Here is a 24,040-nt window from a genome sequence, read left to right as displayed (position 1 = left end):
TTTGCAAAAATCTTGCATTCTTTTTTTGACTATGCTATACTTATATACGGTTTGAAAAAACTGCCTAAGACAGTAGGGGAGCTCGACTCATAAGTATCCTACCGAGGACAAAACGTATCATGTAAAAAGAAGCGTATTGTACTTTCGTGTCTAGGTTTGGGCGCGTTTTTCTTTTGGAAAAATTCCCCAAGCAAAATAATAACGGAGGTGAACACACTAATGAGTGAAGCAATTATTGCTAAAAAAGCGGAACTAGTTGACGTAGTAGCTGAAAAAATGAAAGCTGCTGCATCTATCGTCGTTGTAGACGCTCGTGGTTTGACAGTTGAGCAAGATACAGTTCTTCGTCGTGAGCTTCGTGGAAGCGAAGTTGAGTATAAAGTGATTAAAAACTCAATCTTGCGTCGTGCAGCTGAAAAAGCTGGTCTTGAAGATCTTGCATCTGTATTTGTTGGACCATCTGCAGTAGCATTTTCTAACGAAGATGTTATCGCACCAGCGAAAATCTTGAACGACTTTTCTAAAAACGCTGAAGCACTTGAAATAAAAGGTGGTGCAATCGAAGGCGCTGTCGCATCTAAAGAAGAGATTCTTGCACTTGCAACTCTTCCAAACCGCGAAGGACTTCTTTCTATGCTCCTTTCTGTACTTCAAGCGCCAGTGCGCAACGTTGCTCTTGCAGTCAAAGCGGTTGCAGAAAGCAAAGAAGACGCAGCTTAATCTTAAGCTACGCAGCGTAGCCTAGCTACGAAAATATATTATAAATTTAAAACATATTTGGAGGAAATAACAATGGCATTGAACATTGAAAACATTATTGCTGAAATTAAAGAAGCTTCAATCCTTGAATTGAACGACCTTGTAAAAGCTATCGAAGAAGAATTTGGTGTAACTGCAGCTGCTCCTGTAGCTGTTGCTGCAGCTGGTGCTGCTGACGCTGGTGCTGCTAAAGATTCATTCGACGTTGAATTGACATCTGCAGGTGACAAAAAAGTTGGCGTTATCAAAGTTGTACGTGAAATCACAGGTCTTGGTCTTAAAGAAGCTAAAGAACTTGTTGACGGTGCACCAGCACTTGTTAAAGAAGGCGTTGCAACTGCAGAAGCTGAAGAAATCAAAGCTAAATTGGAAGAAGCTGGAGCTTCAGTTACTCTTAAATAATAGAGTAACTACATTAGTAGCTTAAAAACATGATTAAACCGCTATTCTTAGGAGTAGCGGTTTTCTTTTTTTCTATTCATGGGGCACAAATCACTTATAAATTTTATCCAGGACATCAACAACTTATATAGGGGATTGCTCCAAAGATAATAATTTATAAGTATGAGTTGCCTTTTCAACAAAGGGGTTATATAATAGTAATATAGGTATGGAAGATTAATCTTATAATTTATAGTTTTCATTTTAGAGGAGAAAAGATGGCATTAAATTTGTTTGATGTTATTCGTTATGAAGGTGAAGATACAAGGAATATACTTGCTTGGAGACATCCTAAAACGAATATCAAGATAGGAGCAACTGTAATTGTAAACCCTGGTCAGTGTGCTGTATTGTTTTCAAATGGAAGAGCAGTAACTACTTATGATGCTGGTAAACATAAGATTGAAGGATATGATATTCAAGTAGTTTCAGGAATAAAAAACTTTCTAAGTGGAGGTATTTCGTCTGACTCATTGTTTTTGTGGTTTGTGAATATGTATGATTTACAACCGATTGGATGGGGAACTTCTTCTCCTATAATGGTTCGAGATCCAGAAAGTGATATTCCTGTAGAATTGAAAATACATGGGAATTTCATTCCTCGAATTGTAGACTTAGAGGCTTTTATATTAGAATTTATGCCAAGTCACCCCGATATTATAACAGCTCCTATTTTACAAAAACGCTTTAGACAAACTGTTAGTGGGTTGATTAGTTCAGCTATTTCACAAGTAATATACAACCATAAGATTCCAATTCTTGATATTGAGATGCACAGTTTTGATATGTCTGTTGCTTTGTCAGCTATTTTATCCAGCCATTTTTCTAAATATGGAATTAGTATTGAGGAATTTAACATTGAGGCTTTAAAGGTAAATCAGAATAGCAATGGATATAGAGAAATCTTTAAATTCCACAAGCAAATTTTGGAAGCTAAAAGCAAGCAGGCTGGTCGAGATATTGAAGAGTATACTTATCAAGAAGAGAGACAATTTAATCTTTTAGAAGAGGCAGCAAAAAATAATGATTCTGCAGGAAATCTAATGGGAGCAGGCGTGGAAATAGCTATGGGACTTTCCTTGGGAGCTAAATTTAGCAACTTGGTGAATCAGATTGAAGATAGGAATTCATTTGACAAAGATGTTAATCAGCATCAAACTGACCTCAAAGGAGAAACAGGCTTAGCTAAGTTTTGTAGCCAATGCGGGACTGCTTTTTTGGAAGGAGCAAACTTCTGTTCTAATTGCGGGCACGAAAGATAATTCAAATTATTGGAAAAATCATTTTTATATCAATCTAGTTTAAGTATTATCTTTAATCTTTGATTTTTTATATTTTCAAATTTACTTTTGTTTTATTTGGGAAGTCTGGTATTGCCAGAATTTCCCTTTTTCTTAGAAATCTGAAAACTAAGATTTCTTTGTTTGTATTTTTAAATCATTCAATTTATGTAATTCTAAGTATGGAAATGTATGAATAAATACAAAGGGTCATGAAGAGTATTTGGAAATTTTTTAAGAGAGTAAGGGATTTACTTAGACAAGTTCTATGACAGGAGGGTATTGTAGATGTACCAAGTGTTTCGTTTATTAAGTATACTTTTTATGGGATTGACAAGTGCAACATTTTTTATTTCACTATGGACCGTAACTCTATTTCTAGAACATGGTGAGCCGATTTTCTCAATATTGATTCCTATTATTTTTTCTTTATCAGGTTTCTTTTTGTCTTCCTTTGCATTTTATAGCTTCGGTGTTTTAGAAAATATAAAAATTAAAGTCAAAGCTTTGGATGAGATATATAATGGAAAAGCTCTTTATAGAGAGTATATAGCAACTAGAGGAGAAGATAGGTGAAGCAGTATATTAAGAATAATTGGAAAAAAGGCTTTCATTGGTTAATTTCGAATATAGTAATACTCTGTTTTGTAGTTTTATCACTTGCAATCTTTTCTCTAGAAGATGGACCAAGAATCTTTATATTGAAAAATCTTGATTTTATAATTTTGGCAAAGTTTGTGGGCATTCCTATTGTGATCAGCTTTTTATTTTTAACATTTCAAAATTTACCCTATGTAATAGTTGCCTTAATTATTTTATATTTGTTTCGAGAAACAATTAAAGATTCCTTTTCCTTAAAGAAATTAAAACAGAAGAATTTACTTCAAATGCTTGTTTTAATCATTTTATCATCATTTTTTGAATATGAAAAATCTAGGGAATGGTCTATTCGATTTTTATTTCTTTTAGTTCCTTGGTATTTGCTTGGTGTGATTTTAATTTTGGTAATGACTTATTGTGAGTCTAGGAGACAAGAAGAAGTCAAGAAACGAAATCAAATACAAGCTTTATTCACTTTATTTGAAAAGCACCAGATTAACAAAAATACATATCCCGTTATTTGTCCATCATGTAGTGGTGAGAATCTGCTTGATCTAGGGCAAGGTAAATCATGTGATTATTGTGGTGCATGGTTATCTAGAAAGGAAATATAAATGAGACGATATCGTTTAATCATTTCCAAGGTTGTTTATCCTATAGTATCTTTCATATGTATTGTCACCGGATTGAAATTTTATCAGTACATTGATAACTACATAAGATGGATTTTAGGAAAAAAAGAAGGTTTACTTTATGATTTCTACTTTATGTGGCTTTTAATAGTTACAATTTTGTTTGTTTTATTTTTCCTATTTTTGCTTATATCATCTTTTTTATTTTTGAAACAGCCGCGTATGAAACAATATGATAAAGCTTTGATAACAGTTCTTAAGTTTGAAGAACAAGGTGAGGATGTTATTGAAATTAAGGGGAAAGAATTGCGAGATGAGTTATCTTATCGATTATCAGCGAAACGTGTTTATTGTCCTACTTGTCATAAGCCAACAGATGGAGTCATTGGAACTGAATTGACCTGTGCAACTTGCAGTAAAACTTTTATAGTTTCTTGATTTTAAGATAATCGAAATGCTATTATCTTATAGCTATTTTGATATTGTTTCTAAAACCTAGCAAGCTTATTTTCTTTAAAATACAAAAAGCAACAACTGTCTAGCTGTTGCTTTTTGTTAACTTTTTTCAAGTATTAAACAATACCTTGTGCAATCATAGCGTTTGCTACATTTTCAAAGGCAGCAATGTTAGCTCCTGCAAGGTAGTCTTTATCAAGACCATATGTTTCTGAAGTTGTTTTAGCTGTGTTGAAGATGTTTGTCATGATGTCTTTGAGACGTCCATCAACTTCTTCACGAGTCCATGAGAGACGAAGACTGTTTTGGCTCATTTCAAGGGCTGAAACTGCTACACCACCAGCGTTGGCAGCTTTGGCAGGTCCGTAGAAGATATCATTTTCTTTGTAAACTTTGATGGCATCAAGGTCGCTCGGCATGTTGGCACCTTCAGATACACAGATAACGCCTTGGGCAACCAAACGTTTAGCTGCTTCACCGTTGATTTCGTTTTGAGTCGCACATGGAAGAGCAATGTCATAGTTTCCAGCGTAAGTCCATACAGAACCTTCATGATAAGTAGCAGTTGCTTTTTCAGCTGCATACTCAGTCAAACGAGCGCGACGTTTTTCTTTAACGTCAACCAAAAGATCGAAGTCGATACCATTTTCATCGATGACATAACCATTCGAATCAGATACAGAGATAACAGTTGCACCAAGTTCAGTTGCTTTTTGAAGAGCGTATTGAGCAACGTTACCAGAACCTGAAATGACCACTTTCTTACCAGCGAAGCTGTTACCGTTAGCTTTAAGCATTTCTTCAGTGTAGTAAACCAAACCGTAACCAGTTGCTTCTGGACGAATCAAACTACCACCAAATCCAAGAGGCTTACCAGTCAAGACACCAGCATCAAATTGGTTAAGGCGTTTGTACTGTCCGTAAAGGTAACCAATCTCACGTCCACCAACACCGATATCACCAGCAGGTACGTCAAGTGATGGGCCTATGTATTTTTGCAATTCAGTCATGAAGCTTTGGCAGAAGCGCATCACTTCAGCATCTGTTTTACCTTTAGGATCGAAGTCTGATCCACCTTTACCTCCACCGATAGGAAGTCCAGTCAAGACGTTTTTAAAGATTTGTTCAAATCCGAGGAATTTCAAAATCCCTTGGTTTACAGTTGGGTGGAAACGAAGTCCGCCTTTGTATGGTCCAACAGCTGAGTTGAATTGAACACGGTAGCCACGGTTTACTTGAACTTTTCCATCACGGTCAACCCAAGGAACACGGAAAGAAATCACGCGCTCTGGTTCAGTAATACGTGCCAAGATATTTTCTTCAATATACTCAGGGTGTTTTTCAAATACAGGTTCTAAAGTGTTGAAAAATTCTTCGACAGCTTGGAGGAATTCAGCCTCGTGCCCGTTACGAGCTTTCACAGTTTCAAACACGCTTTGGATATATTCTTTAGCAGATGTCATATCGTTCTCCTTAAATTCTAATTTAATTATGTGAGTCATTATAGCAGAAATTTTTTTTACTGTAAAGAAAAAAACAGAAATTTTCTAAAAATTCTTTCAATTTAGTTTTGAGACTTTTTGAAAATAGATAAAAAACGAACCTTTTTCTTATAAATGCCTTTCTTAAAGAGAAAATCTGAAAATGTGGTATAATATTAGCAATAAAAGGAATCTGGAGGATCAGAATCATGGTATCAACGAAAACACAAATTGCTGGTTTTGAGTTTGACAATTGTTTGATGAATGCAGCAGGTGTGGCTTGTATGACGATAGAGGAGCTGGAAGGGGTTAAAAACTCAGCGGCAGGAACTTTTGTGACCAAGACAGCGACCTTGGACTTTCGTCAGGGAAATCCTGAACCACGCTATCAAGATGTTCCACTTGGTTCTATCAACTCTATGGGATTACCGAATAATGGCTTAGATTATTATTTGGACTATCTTTTGGATCTGCAGGAAAAAGAGCCGAACCGGACTTTCTTCTTATCTCTAGTCGGCATGTCTCCAGAGGAAACCCATACTATCTTGAAAAAAGTCCAAGAGAGTGATTTTCGTGGTTTGACTGAGCTAAATCTTTCCTGTCCAAATGTTCCAGGTAAACCTCAGATTGCCTATGATTTTGAGACAACTGACCGGATTTTGGCAGAGGTATTTGCCTATTTTACCAAACCTTTAGGAATTAAATTGCCACCATATTTTGATATTGTTCACTTTGACCAAGCGGCAGCTATTTTCAACAAGTATCCGCTCAAGTTTGTCAACTGTGTTAACTCTATCGGAAACGGCCTTTATATAGAAGATGAGTCTGTCGTTATTCGTCCTAAAAATGGTTTCGGTGGCATTGGTGGCGAGTATATCAAACCGACTGCTCTAGCTAATGTTCACGCCTTTTATCAACGTTTAAATCCTCAAATCCAAATCATCGGAACAGGTGGCGTGTTGACTGGTCGTGATGCCTTTGAACATATCCTCTGTGGAGCAAGTATGGTGCAGGTGGGAACCACCCTTCACAAAGAAGGCGTCAGTGCTTTTGACCGCATTACCAATGAACTGAAAGAAATCATGGCGGAAAAAGGGTACGAGAGCCTAGAAGATTTCCGTGGGAAATTGCGGTATATTGACTAAATTCATTAAAAAATCAGAAGAAAGGAGAGAAGATGCTAGCTATTGAAGAAAGCCAGAAGTTGACTTTATCAAATTTACCTAGCCTGAGCCTTTTTACAGGGACAGATCAGGGTCAGTTTGAAGTGATGAAGAGTCAAGTGTTGAAACAGATTGGTTATGATTCTGCCGACCTCAACTTTGCCTACTTTGATATGAAAGAAGTAGTTTACAAGGATGTGGAACTGGAGTTGGTCAGTCTTCCTTTCTTTGCGGATGAAAAAATCGTGATATTAGACCATTTTGTTGATATCACGACTACTAAAAAACGCTTTTTGACAGATGATGAGCTCAAGTCATTTGAGGAATACTTTGACAATCCTTCACTAACAACCAAGTTGATAATCTTTGCAGAAGGAAAGCTGGATAGCAAAAGACGGCTGGTAAAATTACTTAAGCGTGATGCCAAGGTCTTTGATGCAGTAGAAGCAAAAGAACAAGAATTGCGCCAGTATTTCCAAAAGTGGAGTCAGAAACAAGGTCTGCAGTTTGCCAATCATTCTTTTGAAAACCTCCTTATCAAATCTGGTTTTCAATTTAGCGAAATCCAGAAAAATCTCCTCTTTTTACAGTCCTATAAGGAAGACTCTGTTATCGAGGAAGAGGATATTGTCAATGCTATTCCCAAGACCTTGCAGGACAATATTTTTGATTTAACTCAGTTTATTCTGACTAAAAAGATGGATCAGGCGCGTGACTTGGTTAGAGACTTGACCTTGCAAGGTGAAGATGAAATCAAACTGATTGCAGTCATGCTAGGACAATTTCGGACTTTTACTCAGGTGAAAATTTTGGCGGAGTCTGGACAAACAGAATCGCAGATTGCAAGTAGTCTAGGAAGTTTTCTCGGACGCAATCCTAATCCCTATCAAATCAAGTTTGCGCTGAGGGATTCACGAGGACTTTCCTTGAGCTTTTTGAAGCAAGCTATTTCTTATTTGATTGAGACAGACTATCAGATTAAGACAGGTGTTTATGAAAAGAGTTTCCTTTTTGAAAAGGCACTCATACAGATTGCTAGTCAGGTAAATTGATACTCTTCGAAAATCAAATTCAAACCACGTCAACGTCGCCTTGCCGTACTCAAGTACAGCCTGCGGCTAGTTTCCTAGTTTGCTCTTTGATTTTCATTGAGTATGATATTATTTTGGAAACTACAACCCGCGTCAGGACTATCTTGTCGTGGGTTTCTTAGTGATTTCTTCATCTATAAGCAAAAAACTTGAAAAAAGTGAATGTTTGCGTTATCATTTTCATATAGAAAGAAAAAGAGGTATTACAGATGGCTATTATCTTACCAGATCTTCCATATGCATACGACGCTTTGGAACCATACATCGATGCGGAAACAATGCACTTGCACCATGACAAACACCATCAAACTTATGTCAACAATGCTAATGTAGCTCTTGAAAAACACCCTGAAATTGGTGAAGACCTTGAAGCCCTGCTTGCTGATGTAGAATCTATCCCAGCTGATATCCGTCAAGCGCTTATCAACAATGGTGGTGGACACTTGAACCACGCTCTTTTCTGGGAATTGATGACTCCTGAAAAAACAGCTCCATCAGCAGAACTTGCAGCAGCAATCGATGCAACATTTGGTTCATTTGAAGAATTCCAAGCAGCCTTCACTGCAGCAGCAACAACTCGTTTTGGTTCAGGATGGGCATGGTTGGTTGTCAACAAAGAAGGGAAACTTGAAGTGACTTCAACAGCAAACCAGGACACACCAATCTCAGAAGGCAAAAAACCAATCTTGGGCTTGGACGTTTGGGAACATGCTTACTATGTGAAATACCGCAACGTGCGTCCTGACTACATCAAAGCTTTCTTCTCAGTGATCAACTGGAACAAAGTAGATGAACTGTACGCAGCTGCTAAATAATGATAGTTGGAGGGAAGAATTGTTCTTCTCTTTTTAAGGTTATATTATTTTGGTCTGACAAAATCGTCAGACTTTTTTCATTTTTATGAGAAACGTGCTAACTGCTAGAAATTATGGTAGAATAAAGTATTAAGTAATCGTGGAAAAAGGATATCTATGCGAAAAGAAATTGCACCTGAATTATACAACTATAACAAGTTTCCTGGTCCTGAGTTTCATTTACACGGGGACAAGGTCGAAACGGAAGGGATAGCTTTTTCCTTGGTTGAAAATATCAAGGATGCCTTTGATGTGACGGCTTTTAATCAGCGTTTTTCAGAAGTCTTAACCAAGTTTGATTATATCGTGGGAGACTGGAGCAATGAACAGCTTCGCCTACGAGGGTTTTACAAGGATGACCGAACAGATGAAAAACTTGAAAAAATCAGTCGTTTACAAGACTACCTTTTAGAGTATTGTAGTTATGGTTGTGCCTATTTTGTCTTAGAAAATGAAGCCCCTAAGCGAGCGTCATTTGACAAGAAAATGCGTAAGAAGGAAGAAGAACAGCCTTCTAGAAAAGGAAAGAAACCGGCTCAAACTAAACGAAAACCGAATGCAGATAAGAAAAATAGACGTCGTCAGAAAGATCAGCATTCTCAGAAAGAGGACAAGGGACAACGTCATTTTGTCATTCGTCAGAAGTGAGTAGAGAATAAGGAGAAGAAATGAAACCGTCAATTTATAGTTTAACACGTCAAACCATGCAGGAATGGGTTTTGGAGCAGGGAGAAAAGAAATTCCGTGCAGATCAAATCTGGGAATGGCTCTACCGTAAACGTGTCCAGTCATTTGAAGAAATGACCAACCTTTCCAAGGATTTGATTGCTAAGCTTAATGACCAGTTTGTGGTTAATCCATTGAAACAGCGAATCGTGCAAGAATCTGCTGATGGGACAGTTAAATATCTTTTTGAATTGCCAGATGGAATGCTGATTGAGACAGTACTCATGCGTCAACACTACGGTTTATCTGTCTGTGTGACCACTCAGGTCGGCTGTAATATCGGTTGTACCTTCTGTGCCTCTGGTTTGATTAAGAAACAACGTGACCTCAATAATGGGGAAATCGTAGCGCAAATCATGCTGGTTCAGAAATACTTTGATGAACGTGGTCAGGATGAACGCGTCAGCCATATCGTTGTCATGGGAATCGGTGAACCTTTTGATAACTACAACAATGTCTTGAATTTCGTTCGTACTATCAACGATGACAAGGGAATGGCTATCGGTGCTCGTCACATCACGGTTTCAACCTCAGGTTTGGCCCATAAAATTCGTGATTTTGCTAATGAAGGAGTTCAGGTCAATCTTGCCGTTTCCCTTCACGCACCTAACAATGAGTTGCGTTCAAGCATCATGAAGATTAACCGTGCATTTCCGATTGAAAAACTCTTTGCTGCTATTGAGTATTATATCGAAACAACAAATCGTCGTGTGACCTTTGAGTATATCATGCTCAATGAAGTTAATGACGGTGTAGAACAAGCCTTGGAATTGGCTGAATTGCTCAAGAATATCAAGAAATTGTCTTATGTAAACTTGATTCCTTATAACCCAGTTAGTGAGCATGACCAATATAGCCGTAGTCCTAAAGAGCGCGTCCTGGCCTTCTATGATACGCTTAAGAAAAAAGGGGTTAACTGTGTTGTTCGTCAAGAGCATGGTACTGATATTGATGCAGCTTGTGGACAATTGCGTTCTAATACAATGAAACGTGACCGCCAGAAGGCAGTCGCAGCAGTCAATCCTTAATGATGAAGAAGAGTTATAATCATGTTTTGGTCTGGGGAGTCATTTTCTATAGTATTTGTATCGTTTACTTTTGCTTTACTCCTCAAGAACATTCTCCCGTGGGGGTGGAAACTCCAGGTATTCAGCATCTTGGACGCCTGGTTTTTCTTTTGACTCCTTTCAATTCTTTCTGGAAACTGGGTGAAGTGAGTGACATAGGACAATTATGTTGGATTTTTCTACAAAATATCCTTAATATTTTCTTACTTTTTCCTCTGATGTTCCAACTCCTTTATCTCCTTCCAAACTTGCGGAAAACAAAAAAGCTCCTTCTTTTTAGTTTTCTAGTGAGTTTTGGAATCGAGTGTACGCAGTTAGTCTTGGACTTTTTCTTTGATTTTAATCGCGTCTTTGAAATTGATGATTTGTGGACCAATACCTTAGGTGGCTATCTGGCTTGGCTCCTCTATAAACAATTACATAAAAATAAGATAAGGAATTAAAATGAGTATTTTAGAAGTTAAAAATCTGAGTCATGGTTTTGGTGACCGTGCAATTTTTGAAGATGTGTCCTTTCGTCTCCTTAAGGGAGAACATATTGGCCTGGTCGGTGCCAATGGTGAAGGAAAATCAACCTTTATGAGTATCGTGACTGGTAAGATGTTGCCAGATGAAGGGAAGGTTGAGTGGTCCAAATATGTGACTGCCGGTTACTTGGATCAGCACTCTGTCCTTGCTGAAGGGCAGTCGGTGCGTGATGTGCTCCGTACAGCCTTTGATGAGCTGTTTAAAGCTGAAGCTCGTATCAATGACCTTTATATGGAAATGGCTGAAGACGGTGCGGATGTTGATGCTCTCATGGAAGAAGTTGGCGAACTGCAAGATCGTTTAGAGAGTCGTGATTTCTATACCTTGGATGCTAAGATTGACGAAGTAGCGCGTGCCCTTGGTGTCATGGACTTTGGCATGGATACAGATGTAACTTCTTTGTCAGGTGGGCAAAGAACCAAGGTGCTTTTGGCAAAACTCCTCCTTGAAAAGCCCGATATCTTGCTTTTGGACGAGCCAACCAACTACTTGGATGCTGAGCATATTGACTGGCTCAAGCGCTATCTCCAAAACTATGAGAATGCCTTTGTCCTTATTTCACACGATATTCCATTCTTGAACGATGTTATCAATATCGTCTATCATGTGGAAAATCAACAGCTGACGCGTTACTCTGGTGACTACTACCAGTTCCAAGAAGTCTATGCTATGAAGAAATCTCAGCTAGAGGCAGCCTACGAACGTCAGCAGAAAGAAATTGCGGACCTTAAGGACTTTGTTGCCCGAAACAAAGCGCGTGTTGCAACACGAAACATGGCCATGTCTCGTCAGAAGAAATTGGATAAGATGGATATTATCGAATTACAAAGTGAGAAACCAAAACCATCCTTTGATTTCAAATCAGCTCGTACGCCAGGGCGCTTTATCTTCCAAGCCAAGGATTTGCAAATTGGTTATGATCGTCCTCTGACTAAGCCACTAAATCTTACTTTTGAACGTAATCAAAAGGTTGCTATTATCGGGGCAAATGGTATCGGGAAGACAACTCTCTTGAAGAGTCTCTTGGGAATTATCCCGCCAATCGCTGGGGAAGTTGAACGCGGTGACTACCTAGAACTTGGTTATTTTGAGCAGGAAGTAGAAGGTGGCAATCGTCAAACACCACTAGAGGCTGTCTGGAATGCCTTTCCAGCTCTCAACCAAGCAGAAGTCCGTGCAGCCCTTGCCCGTTGTGGTCTGACAACCAAGCATATTGAAAGCCAAATTCAGGTCTTGTCAGGTGGGGAACAAGCCAAGGTTCGTTTCTGTCTCTTGATGAATCGTGAAAACAATGTCTTAGTGCTGGACGAGCCGACCAACCATTTGGATGTGGATGCCAAGGATGAACTCAAACGTGCTCTTAAAGAATACAAAGGGTCTATCCTTATGGTCTGCCACGAACCAGACTTCTATGAAGGCTGGATGGATCAAATCTGGGATTTTAACAAGCTAACTTAAGAATGAGGATAAAAGAAATACAGTACCGAATGTGGATACTGTATTTTTTTGGTTTTTAAGATTTAAAATTGTAATCTTTCACCACTTCGATGCTGTCGATTGTGATAGCAGTAGTTGGCTTGTCTTTTTCATCTTTTTCGGCTTTGGCAATTTTATCTACAACATCCATACCGTCAATCACTTGACCAAAGACGGGGTGTTTGCCATCTAGACTAGGGTTTCCCCCTTCTTTATAGGCTTCGATGATTTTCTTTGGATACTTGCTTGTAGGGAGTTTAGCAGAGGTATCTGTAGAGTTTTGGTTGATGAAGAACTGGCTGCCATTGGTGTTTGGTTGACCAGTATTAGCCATAGAAAGAGCTCCACGGATGTTATAGAGATAAGGAGTAATCTCGTTCTTGAAACCAGTTCCCTTGTCTTTTGTCTTGTCCTTGTCATGCCAGATGGACTGACCACCTGTACCGTCCCCTTTTGGATCTCCAGTTTGAACCATGAAGCCATCGATGACACGGTGGAAGGTAATACCGTTATAGTAGCCTTCTTTGGCATGAGTGAGGAAGTTTTCAACCGCTAGAGGAGCGAGTTTAGGGAAGAGTTTGATACGGATATCTCCTTGACTTGTGTGTAGAATCACTTCAGCCTCGTCTTCAGCAACTTCTTTAGATAGTTGTGGGAAATTGGCATTTTCGTTTGTTAAAGCATCGTTTAACTCCTTGGCAGATTGGGCAGCTACTTTGGAGCTTTCCTCAGCGGCCAAGCTAGAATCTACATAGTCATCACCACGCAAACTACGTTGGATGTTGCTACATCCAGCTAGGGCTACAGTGGATAGTAAAAGAAGGGTTGCTAGTTTTTTCATTCTGTTCCTCTCAAAAATTTATTTCTACCATTGTACCCTAAAAGGAAGTTTATTTCAAATATCAATAGAGATTATTCTGATAACACATATAACTTTATAGCTTGACTTACTCCATTTTGTTCATTAGAATCTGTTACTGCATTTGCACAGGATTTGACATCTGTAGGTGCATTTCCCATTGCAATACCAAGGCCTGCGGTTTCAATCATGGGAACATCATTATAATTGTCACCCAAGGCCATAATCTCCTTTGGGGAAATTTGATAGTAGTTAGCCAATTCTAACAGAGCCTGTTTTTTAGATACTTGATTATGTGTGACTTCAAGATAGTTATTCTTGGAGAGATAAAAATCCGTTTGAGGGAAATCCATAATGGATAAGGTGTTTTGCAGTTTCTGTATAGTGTCTGCTTTATCAATTAATAATAGTTTATGAACAAGAGTATATTCCTCTTTTATCAAATCTGTTATAGATGTAACTTTTGGACTTTCTCCAGTAATATCGGCTTCGATTTGTACCCATTTATCTAAAGTATTAACAAACCAATCTTGTCCAGAATAAACATTGATAGAAACTGTCGGAAATTCTCTTTTTAAAAAATCATGAAGAAATGTTAATTCTTTTTTATCAATAGAATGCTGACTTAGGACCTCATCCCCCTTACTGATAAGGGCACCGTTATAACATGCGATTGGGAAGTTACTAATACCTAGTTCTTTAGAGATTGGAGCAATACCGAGAGGTGAGCGAGCAGAAGCTAAGACAAAAGGGATTTCTTTTTGTTTTAAAATTGGCATCAGTTCTGGCAAATAAGAGTCTATCTGGTGATTTTTGTCTAAAATTGTTCCGTCAATATCGGTTATAATCAATTTAATATTTGTCATAGTTAACCTCTTTTAAAATAGAATAGTTGTTTTACCATCTAAATATTTCTGAATTTCTATATCGGGTTCTTTGTCTGTAATCCAATAATCAAAATCAGCTAGTTCAGAAAGAATAAAGTGAGAGTGTTTGCTTATTTTACTGGTTTCAGCCAGTAAGACACGAGTTTTGCTTGTTTTAAATGCTCTCTTTTTCATTAGAACATCTTCTTGGTCTTCAAAACTAACTTGACCATCTGAAAGACTTGCAGCTCCAAAAAAAGCTAAATCAAACTTAATAGAGTTTAAAATGTCCGATTCTTCTAATGAGTAATAGAAACGATTTTTTTTATGAAATCGTCCACCTAGAATGTGAAAATCGACATTTTCTTTCCCTCCTAGAATAAGCGCATTATCTAATGAATGGCTGAAAATAGTGACTTTTTTATCTGTTATTTTTGCTAACTCAAGTACAGTTGTTGAAACATCATAGAAAATTAATTGTGATTCAGAAATAAGTTGGGTAGCTAAATGAGCAATTTTCTCTTTTTCTTTGGAAGATTGTTCTGCTCGACCTTGAAAACCAAGAATCCTTTGCTTTTGAATTGGCAATAAACCTCCATGAGTTCTTTTTGCTCGTTTCTCTTTTGCGAGAATAGAAAAATCTCTGCGGATGGTATCTTTGGATACTTGGAAATAGTCAACCATTTCTTTTGCTGATAGACTTCCTCTATCCTCTAAAAGTTTAATGATTTCTTCTAATCGTTGTTCTTGGTACATATGAATTCCCCCTTTCAATACTAATATACCTCTTTTGTAAGCGATTGTCAACGTTTGTAATGTTTTATAAGTGTTTTGAATAATCTACAAAAAAATCAACCTGACTTGGTTGATTAAAGATTCTTCTTTGGATGACGGTCGATAATATCCTTGTATTGTTCCAGTATCTGCTCCCCCTTTGGAGTCAATTTGTAGCCACGATTGCTAATTCTTCTTCTGAAAGTTGTCATGAAGGGCTTTGACCAAATTTGTAGCCTTCATCTTAGACAGTCTTGTAATTCCCTTGCTTTTCAGAATATTCTTTTTCATAGTAGCATTTAGATGGTTAAGTGAGTCAAATGCAGTTTCGACAAGAGTATAACCTTTTTCCACCAGAGTTTTTAGATGCTTAGGGGTATCAATGCCATAAGTGTACTCAAAGTATTTAGGGAACCAGATCTTAAGAAAGCTCGTAAAGCATCACAATTAGTAAAGGTTAATTCGAAAGAATTGCTATATTTTAAAAGAGCACATTTTCAAAGGATTTTTTCTTTTGGCTTCAATTCCTAATTAGTCAATGAACTTAATAATAGGTCTCGAAAAGAATTATGCTTCCTCTTTCTGTCTGAGTTCAAAGAGGTCTTCTACTTTCAGATTAAAAACTTGAGCAATTTTAAGAGCCATTTCCAGCGAAGGGTTGTAACGATTATTTTCCAAGTGCAGAATTGTCTCGCGTCGCATGCCGATGAGGTCGGCTAACTCCTGCTGGGTCATGCCTGTGGACTCACGAACAGATTTGAGATTAGTAATAATCTTGCTTTCTTTGGCCATGCTTATCCTCTACGTTCCAAGATAAAATAGACAACCGCAAAGATGCAAATCAAGACAGCTATGCTAATAAATATCTGTCCCATGTAAAGAGTGAGAGACCCCATATACCCAATGATAACTGCTAAGATCATCAGTGCGCCTAGTATAAAAACAAACATCAAGCTAGCTGCCTTTGCTAGATTAGCATAAAAGCGTTCGTCCGGAGTTTCCTTGACATTTTTTAAAGAGAAAAAACCAAATGCAATCACTTCAATAACGAGGCCCATTCCCAAAATCCATTCTTTAATACCAGAACTTACGCTTGGGGTCGCAACCCAAAGCCCTACTGTATAAAAAATGCTTGCTGCAAACACAAGTATCGTGTAAAGCTTAGCAGACAAGTCAAAAATAATCTTTCCCTTACCTTTCTGGCTCTTATGTAGCCAGCTCCAAATAGCTACAATTTGACCTAACACTGAAATACCAGTAATAACTAACTTGGGTCCCCAACTAAGATTAGAACCAAATAAAACAGTAAAATCAATAAAGAGAGCTACGGTAATCACTGCAATGAGGCCACGCATTTTTTGACTTTTTTTCATGATAGACTCCTTTTTTGTGTTATAAATATATCACACTTAAATTTTATGTTATAAATATATCACATTTAAATTCAGAAAGCAAGAATTTATGTGCCAAGGTGGCAATTATTTGGAAAATCTAGATACTCTATGAATCTCTACTTTTTTCTTAGACTGTTATAAAGTCTGTCAGAATAAGCGTTATAGGTGTAGAAGTTAATTTTTACAGAACTAAATTATTCCCCTATTTAGAATCTATTAATTTATATTTTATAAATTAATTAGTAGATATCATTCTTAAAATCCTTGATATTTCGTTTGGGAACGGGCTTAGAATTTAGGAGCCAAGTATCCAAATCTCGTTCAGGCGATATGAAGGGTTTGACTTGATGGTCTTTATAAAATGTTTCTAATACTCTTCGAAAATCAAATTCAAACTACGTCAGCTTTACCTTGCCGTACTCAAGTACAGCCTGCGGCTAGCTTCCTAGTTTGCTCTTTGATTTTCATTGAGTATAAAATAGTATTCACGGATAGCTTCTTTCAAACATTTATTTCCTACTTCTAACAAATTTCTAAATGGTTTAAAAATTTTATAGTCTGTCAAGTTTTTTTCTTGACACCTGCCAGAAATCTGCTATAATAGAACATGTGATAAATAGCTCAGCTATTTCACCGAAATAAAAAATAAGAAAAGAGACTTTAAAAATGGCAGTTAAAATCCGTTTGACTCGTATGGGTTCTAAGAAAAAACCTTTCTACCGTATCAACGTAGCAGATTCACGTTCACCACGTGACGGACGTTTCATCGAAACAGTTGGAACTTACAACCCACTTGTTGCTGAAAACCAAGTAACTTTGAAAGAAGACCGCGTTCTTGCATGGTTGGCTGATGGAGCTCAACCTTCAGATACAGTTCGCAACATCCTTTCAAAAGAAGGTGTATTGAAGAAATTCCACGATTCTAAATTCTCAAAATAAATTTAAAGTAGGTTGACAGATGGATACGATTGAAAATCTCATTATTGCGATTGTGAAACCCTTGATTTCACAACCAGATGCCTTAACTATCAAGATTGAAGATACACCAGAGTTTTTGGAATATCATTTGGATCTTGATCAAAGCGATGTGGGTCGTGTAATCGGTCGTAAGGGTCGCACTATTTCTGCGATAAGAACGATTGTCTACTCTGTCCCAACTGAAGACAAAAAAGTAAGAATCGTTATTGACGAAAAATAAGAAGGGCGGGACGAATGTCTCGCTTTTTTTGCAAGGAGAAAGAATGAGAGATTTAACAGTTAGACAACTAGAGGAATATTTACTTGACCATTACCGACAATCTAGAACAGAAGAAGGGCTTTTTATTAAGCTAGTAGAAGAAGTTGGAGAAGTTGCTGAGGTTTTAAATGGACGCTCTGGTCGAAAAGAGGGAGTTCAAGATTCGAACGAGGAACTAGCAAAAGAATTGGCTGATATCATTCACTACACTGTCGCAATTGCGGCCATCAACGACATAGATCTAACCAAGACCATTTTTGAAAAAGACAAAAAGGCGGCTATCAAATATCAGCATGAACGAGATTTGGAAGGCTTTTTGAAAGAAAACTGAAAAAAGAATGAATATTGATTGTGTTTTTAACATAGATTGGTCAATGTATATTGATTGGCTATTACGAATTTTACAAATTGCAACATTTATTGCTGTGATTATAAAGATAACGTTCCAAAATAAGGTTTATATCAATAATATTGAAATCAAGGAAATTAAACCATTCGAGTTTGAATCTTTACATACAAATTTTCACTATATTCATGAATTTACACATAATATAAGTAGCAAACCTTTTAATCATTTGATTTTTTATCCCAAAGAAGTTGATATTGAAATAGTAGAATTTTATTCTTTAAACTATGATTCAAGAAACGATTGTTTGATTGTAAATAATAAACTGCATACAGTTAAAAATTTAAAGAATTATACATGCTTATTGATTCATACAAATTTACCAGAGAATATGCCTAGTTTAAGAATGAAATGGAAAACAAGTCAGGGTGAAATTGGGGAATATACATTTTATAGCAATATGTATAACGGGAATGTAAATATCTCATCTTTCAAATATAAATTAACATTAAAGAGGAAAATATTAGCACTTTTTGGACTATAGCGGGCCCTCTATGTATTTTCCTCTAACTTGAGAAAATCTTTGGAACGTGATAAAATAAAGGATAAGGATTTTTAATAATTCATTATATAGAACGAGTGGATTTCTTTATGAAGAGGTTTGAAGTATCTACAGAAATTGGTAGTCTCTCTGTTACTTATCAAAAGCAAAAGAAAATACTAGTTTGTTTAAGTGGCGCAGGTTTGCTACCAAGTTATGAAAATTTTTCACTTATACTTGAAAAACTTCCTCCTACAATTGGTTATTTGACAATTGATTTTCCGAACACAGGTAGGAGTCCGATTCATGACCAAACTGGAAAAAATCTAGATAATCTTGCAGATGCGGTTTATGAAGTACTTGAAGAATTAGGGATTTCTGAATATATACTTTGTGTACATAGTTTGAGTGGAATTTTAGCTTGTGAATTGCTCAACAAACCAATTAAGTGTCAGGCTTTAGTAGCGCTTGAACCGACAACTAAAAAAGTAATGTTTGCTGATTTTTCAGAAAATCCTTATCCAGAAATGGAAGAGCAAATGAGACTGATTGAAGAATTTGGTCCTGAACTTTATTTTAAGAACTTAACTCAAGCAACATTTAGCCCTGAGATTAATAAAGAAATCTGGGAAATAATGCAAGAAAAAGGTTCAGAGTTGGAAAATCAAGATACAGGATTTCAGATATCTGGAGAGATTACTGAGGAAGATTTTGAGAATGTATCTATAGAATCTTATATCCCTGTATTTATTTTTTGTCAGCCTTATAGAGAAAAAGAGTACAGAGAATCAGAATATTGGACTTCCAATACTAAACTCATTTTAGGAGGGAATCACCATTATTTACAATGGTCAGAATCAGAAAAAATTGTGACTATTATTCGAGAATTGTCCGAATAAGATGGATAGAAATAGAGTACAGGAGACAAGATGAACTACTTTAATGTTGGGAAAATCGTCAATACGCAAGGGTTGCAGGGTGAGATGCGAGTCTTGTCTGTGACGGATTTTGCAGAAGAACGGTTTAAAAAAGGTACTGAGCTAGCCTTATTTGATGAAAAAGATCAGTTTGTTCAAACAGTGACCATCGCTAGCCATCGTAAACAGAAGAACTTTGATATCATTAAATTCAAAGATATGTACCATATCAATGCTATTGAAAAGTACAAGGGATACAGTCTCAAGGTTGCTGAGGAAAATTTGAATGACCTAGACGAAGGTGAATTTTATTATCACGAGATTATCGGTTTGGAAGTCTATGAGGGTGATAACTTGATTGGAACCATCAAGGAAATCCTGCAACCAGGTGCCAACGATGTCTGGGTGGTTAAGCGAAAAGGCAAGCGTGACTTGCTCTTGCCTTATATCCCACCAGTGGTTCTCAATGTTGATATTCCAAATAAACGGGTCGATGTGGAAATCTTAGAAGGGTTAGACGATGAAGATTGATATTTTAACCCTTTTTCCAGAGATGTTTTCTCCGCTAGAGCACTCAATCGTTGGAAAGGCTCGAGAAAAGGGGCTCTTGGATATCCAGTATCATAATTTTCGAGAAAATGCTGAAAAGGCCCGCCATGTCGACGATGAGCCCTACGGAGGCGGTCAGGGGATGTTGCTCCGAGCACAACCCATTTTCGATGCCTTTGATGCTATTGAAAAGAAAAATCCGCGCGTCATTCTCCTCGATCCTGCTGGAAAGCAGTTTGATCAAGCTTATGCCGAGGATTTGTCTCAAGAGGAAGAGCTAATCTTTATCTGTGGGCACTACGAGGGTTATGATGAGCGCATTAAGACCTTGGTGACAGATGAGATTTCCCTGGGGGACTATGTCCTGACTGGTGGAGAATTGGCAGCCATGACCATGATTGATGCGACGGTTCGCCTGATTCCAGAAGTGATTGGCAAGGAGTCTAGCCACCAAGATGATAGTTTTTCTTCAGGCCTTCTCGAATACCCTCAGTACACACGCCCTTATGATTATCGAGGGATGGTCGTGCCAGATGTACTGATGAGTGGACACCATGAAAAGATTCGTCAGTGGCGCCTGTATGAGAGTTTAAAGAAAACCTATGAACGCAGACCGGATTTGCTTGAACATTATCAACTGACAGCAGAAGAAGAAAAAATGCTGGCAGAAATTAAAGAAAACAAAGAATAAAGGAGATACCTATGCAAGTAATCAAACGTGATGGAGAAATTGCTGAATTTAATCCAGATAAGATTTACCAAGCTATCTTAAAAGCAGCCCAGACTGTCTATGTATTGACAGATGATTTACGTCAAAACCTTGCACAAGTCACTAAGAAAGTGGTTTTGGATTTGGAAGAGGCCAAGGTGGAACGCGCTACCATCAGCATGATTCAGTCTATGGTTGAACATCGTTTACTGGGTGCAGGTTACATTACCATTGCAGAACACTACATTTCCTATCGTCTACAACGTGACTTGGAAAGAAGTGGTTATGGAGATCATATCGCTGTTCATTTACATTTTGAACAAGTTCGCTAAGAAAAAAGAGTGAGATGAAGCAACTACATCTCACTCTTTCTTAAATCTATTATTTTGGGCTGTTTGGACAGTTGACGGGACAAATCGCAGGCGTTGAATATCGCTTATGCGGATAATACGGGTCACATTTTTGGCAAAATTTTTCACGATAATTTGCTGGCGTTGCTGATCGTATTTGATGATATCACCTGTAAAACTTGTCTCAGACAAGATAAGGTGAACAGCGGTTTGTTTCTGGATAGCCTCTTCAATAGTGGCTGTAAGGGAGTTGCTTTCAGTCTGGTCTTGTTGGTCATGTCCATTTAAAAAGTCATGTATTTTATCTAGAACTTGCTGGAATTTATGTCTCATATTGGCCTCCCTTCTTTTATATCAATATTATATAAAATTTTCCTAAAATCTACAAGATTTTACGAATAATCAAATGAAAGCAAAAAAAGGAGAAGAAAATGGCAGAATTTACATTTGAAATCGAAGAGCACTTGTTGACTCTTTCTGAAAACGAAAAAGGTTGGACCAAGGAAATCAACCGTGTGAGCTTTAATGGAGCCCCTGCAAAGTTTGATATTCGTGCTTGGAGTCCAGACCATACTAAAATGGGTAAAGGGATCACTCTCTCAAATGAAGAATTTCAAACGATGGTGGATGCCTTTAAAGGCAACTAAGTTGTCAAAATGAATGAAAAGGATATTGAGTCATGACAACTCGATATCCTTTTTTAGTTAGCAAAGTAAGCTTGATTTTTAAGGCGTTGAAGTAATGGACGGCTAATAAAACTAATAGCAATAATTTTACCAAGGTCTGGAATGATAAAGGGAATGACCCCCACAACAAGAGCTTTTTCAAATGCCATTCCAGCAAGAAAATGTAAGCTGAGAATCCCGCCGACAAAGACAAGGGCATCACCCAAGAGGTTTGCAAGAAAAATCTTGACAACACTACTCTTGCTGTTGGTTAGAGAGGATGTAAGTCCAGAATAAACAAGATAAAACCAAAGATAGCCTGCAGTAGGACCAACTAAAGCCTGAAAACCAGCTCCACCTCCTGCAAAAACAGGAAGACCGATAGCACCTAGAAGAAGATAGAGTCCAACAGAAAGTACAGCCTCTCTTGGTCTAAAGACAGTTGCAATCAAGCCGATTGCAAAGTTTTGCAGAGTGAAGGGAACAGGTCCAATTGGAAGACTGATTTGTGCCAAAACAGCAATGAGAGCAGCTCCAATAGCAGGGATAGCATAAATATGAGCTTTTTTCAAAATAGTTAACCTCTTTTCTGATGTATAGTAACTATTATACTCGTAGAGTAATTATTGTCAACCAATTTTTTAAAACAAGGTAACAAAAACTGTAACGGCCGATTTTGCTTATTGGTTAAGTTGTTTTCATCGATTCGAAAACATCAAAAAAGAAGCAGATACATTTGTATCAGCTTCTTTTGTTTCGATTAACGCATAGTTACAAATTCTTCAGATGCAGTTGGGTGAATCGCCACAGTTGCATCAAAGTCTGCCTTGGTTGCTCCCATTTTGATAGCAACGGCAAATCCTTGAATCATTTCATCAACACCATAGCCAATTCCATGAAGTCCGACAACTTTTTCTTCTGAACCTGCTGTGATCAATTTGAAACGTGTTTCTTGACGGTTGTCAGTGCAAGCAGAGTACATAGACGTAAAGCTTGATTTGTAAACCTTGATTTGGTCTTGACCGTATTCTTTAATAGCTTGCTCTTCTGTCAAACCAACCGTTCCGATAGCAGGGTGTGAAAAGACAACAGTTGGAATAGTTGAGTAATCCATTTTTGCAGTTGTTTTGCCGTTAAAGAGACGTTCAGACAAAGTACGTCCAGCCTTGATAGCAACTGGAGTTAGTTCTTTTTCGCCTGTTACATCACCTAAAGCGTAGATTCCCTCAACAACAGTATTTTGGTATTCATCCACTTGGATAAAGCCACGTTCGTTCAGAGTTACTCCAGCTTTTTCAAGTTGCAAGCCCTTAACGTTTGGACGGCGACCAGTAGCCCAGATAACTTGACTAGCTGTGTGACTAGTACCATCTTCGAAATGAATGGTAATGCCATCAGTAGTTTTTTCTAACTTAACAGGGACTTTGTGAGTGTGAAGTGGTAAGTTTGTTCTTTCCATTTCCTTGACCAGACCTTCAACGATGTAAGAATCAAAACCACGTAAAGGACGATCACGGCGAACAAAGAGGTCTGTCTTGACACCAAAAGTGTGGAGTACGCCAGCCAATTCAACGGCAATATAACCAGCGCCTAGAATAGCAACTGACTCTGGCAATTCTTCCCAAGCAAATACATCATCAGAAGAGCCACCTAGTTCAGCACCAGGAACGTTTGGAATACTGGGATGGGCACCAGTAGCAATCACGATATGTTTAGCACGAATCAGTTCACCATTTACGCTGACAGTATGAGAATCTACAAATTCAGCATGGCCTTCAATCAAGTCTACTCCGTTGCGTTTAAAACTGCCATCATAAGAAGAACGAGCGCGATCAATATAGGCTTCACGATTGCGACGTAGGGTAGCAAAGTCAAAGTTAAGATCAGTAGTCTTAAAGCCGTAGTCTTCTCCAAATTGATGGAAAGTCTCAGCGATTTGCGCCCCGTACCACATGATTTTTTTAGGAACACAACCGACGTTGACACAGGTTCCACCTAATTTCTTTTCCTCAATAACGGCCGCTTTAGCTCCGTGTTCACCAGCACGGTTCATGGTAGCAATTCCTCCGCTACCACCACCGATAGCAATGATATCATATTCTCTCATTGAAAACTCCTTTATACTCTTTTAAATAGTAGAGTGTCATTTTTTGATAGTCATATTCTATCTTTTTTTTGATTTGATTGCAAAAATCTGCTACGTTCAAAAAAATTAAAGAAAAGGCTTGCAAAAAGGAAAAATAAAGTGTATTATATAACTAGTACAATGGTAATAAAAA

Annotated in this window: 31 protein-coding genes and 1 other annotated feature; of the genes, 22 read left to right on the top strand and 9 right to left on the bottom strand. The window is 37.7% G+C overall.

Annotated features, from left to right (window positions below):
- Positions 1-45 precede the first annotated feature (45 nt).
- Positions 46-181 (top strand) — a sequence feature (ribosomal protein L10 leader region).
- 38 nt (positions 182-219) lie between these two features.
- The 6 genes from rplJ (at position 220) to QM956_RS00400 (ending at position 4,150) form a co-directional block, all read left to right on the top strand.
- Positions 220-720: a 50S ribosomal protein L10 gene (rplJ, locus tag QM956_RS00425; protein ID WP_001287278.1), complete on the top strand. Its 501-nt coding sequence runs from the start codon at positions 220-222 to the stop codon at positions 718-720.
- A 72-nt stretch (positions 721-792) separates the two neighbouring features.
- Positions 793-1,161 (top strand): 50S ribosomal protein L7/L12, encoded by a 369-nt coding sequence (rplL, locus tag QM956_RS00420; RefSeq protein ID WP_001196965.1) that lies wholly within the window; start codon positions 793-795, stop codon positions 1,159-1,161.
- Positions 1,162-1,418: 257 nt separating this feature from the next.
- Positions 1,419-2,462, top strand: a complete 1,044-nt coding sequence (locus QM956_RS00415; protein ID WP_125393015.1) for an SPFH domain-containing protein — start codon at positions 1,419-1,421, stop codon at positions 2,460-2,462.
- A gap of 306 nt (positions 2,463-2,768) precedes the next feature.
- Positions 2,769-3,056, top strand: coding sequence for a hypothetical protein (locus QM956_RS00410; RefSeq protein ID WP_156011838.1), 288 nt, complete (start codon positions 2,769-2,771; stop codon positions 3,054-3,056).
- The gene (locus QM956_RS00405) at positions 3,053-3,694 is read left to right on the top strand and encodes a hypothetical protein (RefSeq protein WP_125393013.1); all 642 of its coding nucleotides are present in this window, start codon (positions 3,053-3,055) and stop codon (positions 3,692-3,694) included. Before QM956_RS00410 ends, QM956_RS00405 begins: the two co-directional genes overlap by 4 nt.
- Complete coding sequence (locus tag QM956_RS00400; protein ID WP_261020060.1) at positions 3,695-4,150, top strand: hypothetical protein; 456 nt, start codon at positions 3,695-3,697, stop codon at positions 4,148-4,150.
- 134 nt (positions 4,151-4,284) lie between these two features.
- Here QM956_RS00400 and gdhA read toward each other — a convergent pair whose 3' ends face one another.
- Positions 4,285-5,631 (bottom strand): NADP-specific glutamate dehydrogenase, encoded by a 1,347-nt coding sequence (gdhA, locus tag QM956_RS00395; protein WP_084923937.1) that lies wholly within the window; start codon positions 5,629-5,631, stop codon positions 4,285-4,287.
- A gap of 227 nt (positions 5,632-5,858) precedes the next feature.
- Between gdhA and QM956_RS00390 the strand changes: the two genes are divergently transcribed.
- The 7 genes from QM956_RS00390 to QM956_RS00360 all read left to right on the top strand — a co-directional run bounded on the left by QM956_RS00390 (position 5,859) and on the right by QM956_RS00360 (position 12,536).
- Entirely contained in the window at positions 5,859-6,794 is a 936-nt protein-coding gene (locus QM956_RS00390) for a dihydroorotate oxidase (RefSeq protein ID WP_084923935.1), read from the top strand.
- A 32-nt stretch (positions 6,795-6,826) separates the two neighbouring features.
- The gene (gene holA, locus QM956_RS00385) at positions 6,827-7,864 is read left to right on the top strand and encodes a DNA polymerase III subunit delta (protein WP_261020062.1); all 1,038 of its coding nucleotides are present in this window, start codon (positions 6,827-6,829) and stop codon (positions 7,862-7,864) included.
- Between the two features lie 248 nt (positions 7,865-8,112).
- On the top strand, positions 8,113-8,718 hold the full coding sequence (gene sodA / locus QM956_RS00380; protein ID WP_049546399.1) for a superoxide dismutase SodA: 606 nt from the start codon (positions 8,113-8,115) through the stop codon (positions 8,716-8,718).
- A gap of 156 nt (positions 8,719-8,874) precedes the next feature.
- A complete protein-coding gene (locus tag QM956_RS00375; RefSeq protein WP_247952874.1) occupies positions 8,875-9,405 on the top strand; it encodes a YutD family protein in 531 nt (176 codons plus the stop codon).
- A gap of 20 nt (positions 9,406-9,425) precedes the next feature.
- On the top strand, positions 9,426-10,511 hold the full coding sequence (gene rlmN / locus QM956_RS00370; RefSeq protein WP_000804760.1) for a dual-specificity RNA methyltransferase RlmN: 1,086 nt from the start codon (positions 9,426-9,428) through the stop codon (positions 10,509-10,511).
- Positions 10,511-10,993, top strand: coding sequence for a VanZ family protein (locus tag QM956_RS00365; RefSeq protein ID WP_125456234.1), 483 nt, complete (start codon positions 10,511-10,513; stop codon positions 10,991-10,993). Before rlmN ends, QM956_RS00365 begins: the two co-directional genes overlap by 1 nt.
- Position 10,994: 1 nt before the next feature.
- Positions 10,995-12,536: an ABC-F family ATP-binding cassette domain-containing protein gene (locus QM956_RS00360; protein WP_247942081.1), complete on the top strand. Its 1,542-nt coding sequence runs from the start codon at positions 10,995-10,997 to the stop codon at positions 12,534-12,536.
- 55 nt (positions 12,537-12,591) lie between these two features.
- Here QM956_RS00360 and QM956_RS00355 read toward each other — a convergent pair whose 3' ends face one another.
- The 5 genes from QM956_RS00355 to QM956_RS00335 all read right to left on the bottom strand — a co-directional run bounded on the left by QM956_RS00355 (position 12,592) and on the right by QM956_RS00335 (position 16,426).
- Positions 12,592-13,395 (bottom strand): peptidylprolyl isomerase, encoded by an 804-nt coding sequence (locus QM956_RS00355; RefSeq protein WP_261011864.1) that lies wholly within the window; start codon positions 13,393-13,395, stop codon positions 12,592-12,594.
- Between the two features lie 71 nt (positions 13,396-13,466).
- Positions 13,467-14,279 carry an HAD family hydrolase gene (locus tag QM956_RS00350; protein ID WP_049542943.1) on the bottom strand — a complete coding sequence of 271 codons (813 nt, stop codon included), beginning with the start codon at positions 14,277-14,279 and terminating at the stop codon, positions 13,467-13,469.
- Between the two features lie 12 nt (positions 14,280-14,291).
- Positions 14,292-15,035 (bottom strand): DeoR/GlpR family DNA-binding transcription regulator, encoded by a 744-nt coding sequence (locus QM956_RS00345; protein WP_049542945.1) that lies wholly within the window; start codon positions 15,033-15,035, stop codon positions 14,292-14,294.
- A 585-nt stretch (positions 15,036-15,620) separates the two neighbouring features.
- Complete coding sequence (locus QM956_RS00340) at positions 15,621-15,845, bottom strand: helix-turn-helix transcriptional regulator (protein ID WP_001041097.1); 225 nt, start codon at positions 15,843-15,845, stop codon at positions 15,621-15,623.
- Between the two features lie 2 nt (positions 15,846-15,847).
- Entirely contained in the window at positions 15,848-16,426 is a 579-nt protein-coding gene (locus tag QM956_RS00335; protein ID WP_125455141.1) for a hypothetical protein, read from the bottom strand.
- 687 nt (positions 16,427-17,113) lie between these two features.
- On the opposite strand from QM956_RS00335, the gene rpsP reads away from it, so the two are divergent.
- The 8 genes from rpsP to QM956_RS00295 all read left to right on the top strand — a co-directional run bounded on the left by rpsP (position 17,114) and on the right by QM956_RS00295 (position 21,078).
- Complete coding sequence (gene rpsP / locus QM956_RS00330) at positions 17,114-17,386, top strand: 30S ribosomal protein S16 (protein WP_000268760.1); 273 nt, start codon at positions 17,114-17,116, stop codon at positions 17,384-17,386.
- Positions 17,387-17,405: 19 nt separating this feature from the next.
- Positions 17,406-17,645: an RNA-binding protein KphA gene (gene kphA / locus QM956_RS00325; RefSeq protein WP_000379617.1), complete on the top strand. Its 240-nt coding sequence runs from the start codon at positions 17,406-17,408 to the stop codon at positions 17,643-17,645.
- A 43-nt stretch (positions 17,646-17,688) separates the two neighbouring features.
- The gene (locus QM956_RS00320) at positions 17,689-18,015 is read left to right on the top strand and encodes a MazG nucleotide pyrophosphohydrolase domain-containing protein (RefSeq protein ID WP_033688581.1); all 327 of its coding nucleotides are present in this window, start codon (positions 17,689-17,691) and stop codon (positions 18,013-18,015) included.
- Between the two features lie 43 nt (positions 18,016-18,058).
- The gene (locus tag QM956_RS00315; protein ID WP_261011203.1) at positions 18,059-18,574 is read left to right on the top strand and encodes a hypothetical protein; all 516 of its coding nucleotides are present in this window, start codon (positions 18,059-18,061) and stop codon (positions 18,572-18,574) included.
- A 107-nt stretch (positions 18,575-18,681) separates the two neighbouring features.
- Positions 18,682-19,470, top strand: coding sequence for an alpha/beta fold hydrolase (locus QM956_RS00310; RefSeq protein WP_261021945.1), 789 nt, complete (start codon positions 18,682-18,684; stop codon positions 19,468-19,470).
- Between the two features lie 30 nt (positions 19,471-19,500).
- Entirely contained in the window at positions 19,501-20,019 is a 519-nt protein-coding gene (gene rimM, locus QM956_RS00305; RefSeq protein WP_261020065.1) for a ribosome maturation factor RimM, read from the top strand.
- Entirely contained in the window at positions 20,009-20,728 is a 720-nt protein-coding gene (gene trmD, locus QM956_RS00300; RefSeq protein WP_261020067.1) for a tRNA (guanosine(37)-N1)-methyltransferase TrmD, read from the top strand. Before rimM ends, trmD begins: the two co-directional genes overlap by 11 nt.
- 11 nt (positions 20,729-20,739) lie before the next feature.
- Positions 20,740-21,078, top strand: a complete 339-nt coding sequence (locus QM956_RS00295; protein ID WP_001196041.1) for an ATP cone domain-containing protein — start codon at positions 20,740-20,742, stop codon at positions 21,076-21,078.
- Between the two features lie 30 nt (positions 21,079-21,108).
- Here the strand turns inward: QM956_RS00295 and QM956_RS00290 are convergent, their stop codons facing one another.
- Positions 21,109-21,429 carry a hypothetical protein gene (locus tag QM956_RS00290; RefSeq protein ID WP_261020068.1) on the bottom strand — a complete coding sequence of 107 codons (321 nt, stop codon included), beginning with the start codon at positions 21,427-21,429 and terminating at the stop codon, positions 21,109-21,111.
- 98 nt (positions 21,430-21,527) lie between these two features.
- Between QM956_RS00290 and QM956_RS00285 the strand changes: the two genes are divergently transcribed.
- The gene (locus QM956_RS00285) at positions 21,528-21,743 is read left to right on the top strand and encodes a YdbC family protein (RefSeq protein ID WP_000807422.1); all 216 of its coding nucleotides are present in this window, start codon (positions 21,528-21,530) and stop codon (positions 21,741-21,743) included.
- A 53-nt stretch (positions 21,744-21,796) separates the two neighbouring features.
- On the opposite strand, the gene QM956_RS00280 is transcribed toward QM956_RS00285, so the two are convergent.
- Entirely contained in the window at positions 21,797-22,333 is a 537-nt protein-coding gene (locus QM956_RS00280; RefSeq protein ID WP_023946412.1) for a biotin transporter BioY, read from the bottom strand.
- Between the two features lie 188 nt (positions 22,334-22,521).
- The gene (gene gor, locus QM956_RS00275; RefSeq protein WP_414302061.1) at positions 22,522-23,868 is read right to left on the bottom strand and encodes a glutathione-disulfide reductase; all 1,347 of its coding nucleotides are present in this window, start codon (positions 23,866-23,868) and stop codon (positions 22,522-22,524) included.
- Between the last annotated feature and the right edge of the window lie 172 nt (positions 23,869-24,040).

Source organism: Streptococcus mitis (assembly GCF_047460035.1).
Classification (GTDB): domain Bacteria; phylum Bacillota; class Bacilli; order Lactobacillales; family Streptococcaceae; genus Streptococcus; species Streptococcus mitis_DW.
Note: the sequence above shows the minus strand (reverse complement) of the source record. Positions and strands in the feature narration are given on the sequence as shown.